This window comes from Roseibium sp. RKSG952 (genome assembly GCF_009711355.1).
On record NZ_SMMF01000606.1, the window covers coordinates 1 to 2,443 of the forward strand.

The 2,443-nt window shown below is 52.8% G+C and carries 1 protein-coding gene; it reads right to left on the reverse strand.

Translation table 11 applies throughout. From position 1 onward, the window contains the following. Positions 1-6: 6 nt before the first annotated feature. Positions 7-2,443 (reverse strand): hypothetical protein (locus E1297_RS49020; protein ID WP_196223160.1); only part of this gene is annotated, 2,437 nt, incomplete at its 5' end.

The window sequence follows — 2,443 nt, forward strand, 5'->3', positions numbered from 1 at the left end:
CCCGGATCAGAATTTGCGACAGAACCCTTCTGCGCTCACGAAACGGTAAGGACCATCGCCACTCAATTCCTTGATATGGGTATCGTTTTTGCCACCCGTGAAATTGAAAGTTGAGGTCGAGCCGTTCCCCTTCTCAATCCTGATTTTATGGCCGCCATACCGGAACTTGATCACATCCGATATGAACGTTCGTTCCTCGGTGGTGCGAGTACACTTGTCGCCCTTGTTCTTTGTGGTTCCTGCCCCTTCGTAACGATAGTATGTCGACCCGTCCGGACGCGTGTACTTGTACCGGCGTTTGGTCGGGACATAGAGATTACAACCGCTGTAATACGAGTTGTTGCTGTCCTCAATGTCGTCATAGCCCTTGGATGTATAGGCAACTTCCTTGGTACCAGGCTGAAGATAGTTGCTCTGGATCGTATGAGTTTTTCCGCTCACCTTGATTTTTACATCGACAAGGCGTTGCGCCACGCGCTTGCTGTCGTTGTTCTTCCAACCTTTTTGCGTGATCTGGTGCGTGTAGCTTGTCTTGCTCCTTTGGCACTCCGTCAGGTACTGGCGGCCTTGTGAAGGCGAATCCCAATAGAACCGCTCATTTCCATAGGACTTGCCTGCTGACAAATCATGATGGAACTTGGAAACATCAGTACAACCGCTTGTGGTGGATTTGATTGCAATCGTCGAATCATTGTCCGGCTGGCAATACCCGATATGTTGAGCCTTACCATTCACGACAATCTGCGTTCGATACTGCAACAGGACCTTGCCTGACTTGGTGTCCACGATCGAGGGGCATACGTCGATGCCGTTGTATGTGTAGACCTTGGCGTGCTTGTAGGTTGTGTTGGTCGTGATGCAGGGTGTCGCCTGATAAAGCTGACCGCCCTTCCGGTAGGTCCACATGATCATCTTGCGGCTTTCGCCCTTGTCGAAGTCATGCTGAAGCGAACAATTATCCGTCGTCGCCGTCATGGTGATGGGGCTGATGGTCTCGGACGGCGCACATTCGGCCACACGGACCTGACGGCCCTGCCCATCAGTGTAAACCTTCGCCGTGCTGACAATGGCCTTGCCATTGACCAGATCAAAATCCAGCGTACAGCCTGTTTCAGCCTCCTCAATCTTGAAGACCTTGCTACGATTAGGCTGACACGCGGCAACCTCATGCATCAGATCCGTGTTGTCCTTGTAGGCTGACCGATATTGCGGATAAGCCTTGCCATTGCTGACATCAACCAGATCATCGCACTCGTTTTCGAGCTTCTCAATCTGCCAAACTGTTTCCGTTTCCGGCGTGCATTCGGTCAGTTCGTCATGCCGAACGCCATGCAAGTCCGTATAGGACAACGTAAACTGCGGATTGGCCTTACCCGCTTTAATGTCCACATAGTGCTCGCACTGCCCGTATGACCGGATCAGCTCAATGCCCTGACGAGTATCAGGGGCACACTCTGCCAACTCGTACCGCATATTCTTTTCGTCCTTGTAGGACAAATTGAATTGCGGATAGGCAAAGCCTTTCTTGAAATCGAGCTTGTCCTGACACTGCGCATAGTCAGCCTCAATCTGGAAAGTCGTTTCAGTCGGAGCGCACTCCTTCACAACGATCTCCTCGCCTTTTTCGTTTCGGTAATTGAATTGGCTCTGTCTGGTGACAAGCCGGCCCGGCAGATCAACCGCCACATCACATTGATCGAAGGTTTCATTGATCTTGTGAGCCCGGTCCGTGCCGGTACAGCCACGCACGACGACGGCCTTGCCCTTGCCATCCGTATAGGAAAGCTTGGTCTGAACAGTCGCCCAGCCGTTTTTCAGATCAACATCAACCTCACAGGAATCAACGGCTTCCGTGATCTTGTAAGTGGTATCCGAAGCCGAACAGCCTCTGACAATCACCTTCGAACCGCCCTCATTGGTGTAGGACAGTTGGGACATGACCGTTGCGACCCGGTTGTCCAGATCAACGTCGACCTCACAAGCATCCGGTTCTTCCACGATACGGAACGACGTCGAGGACGGCGCACAGTCCTGAACGCTGACTTCTTTTCCATCGTCACCACGATAGGCAAAACGGCTTTGCTGAGATGCCATTCGGGCATCCAGATCCACCTTCACGCTACAACGGTCGGTCGTCTCGTAAACCGCGAAGGATTTAGCGGTTTTACCGCACTCGCGTGCGACAACTTCCTTGCCGTTGTGACCCGTGAATACCAGCTCGGCCATAACCGTGGCCTTGCCGCCTGCCTGATCAATGTCGATCTCACAAGCATCGGTTTTCTCGGTGATGGCAAAAGTGGTTTCAGACACTGCACAGCCGCGCACAAACACCTCGGCACCGTCATCGTTTCGATAGAGAAGCTGCGTTTGCAGCGTCGCAATCTGGCGGTTCAGGTTCACATCAATGCCGCATGCCTCCGGGCTCTCGACAATCTCGAAGGTC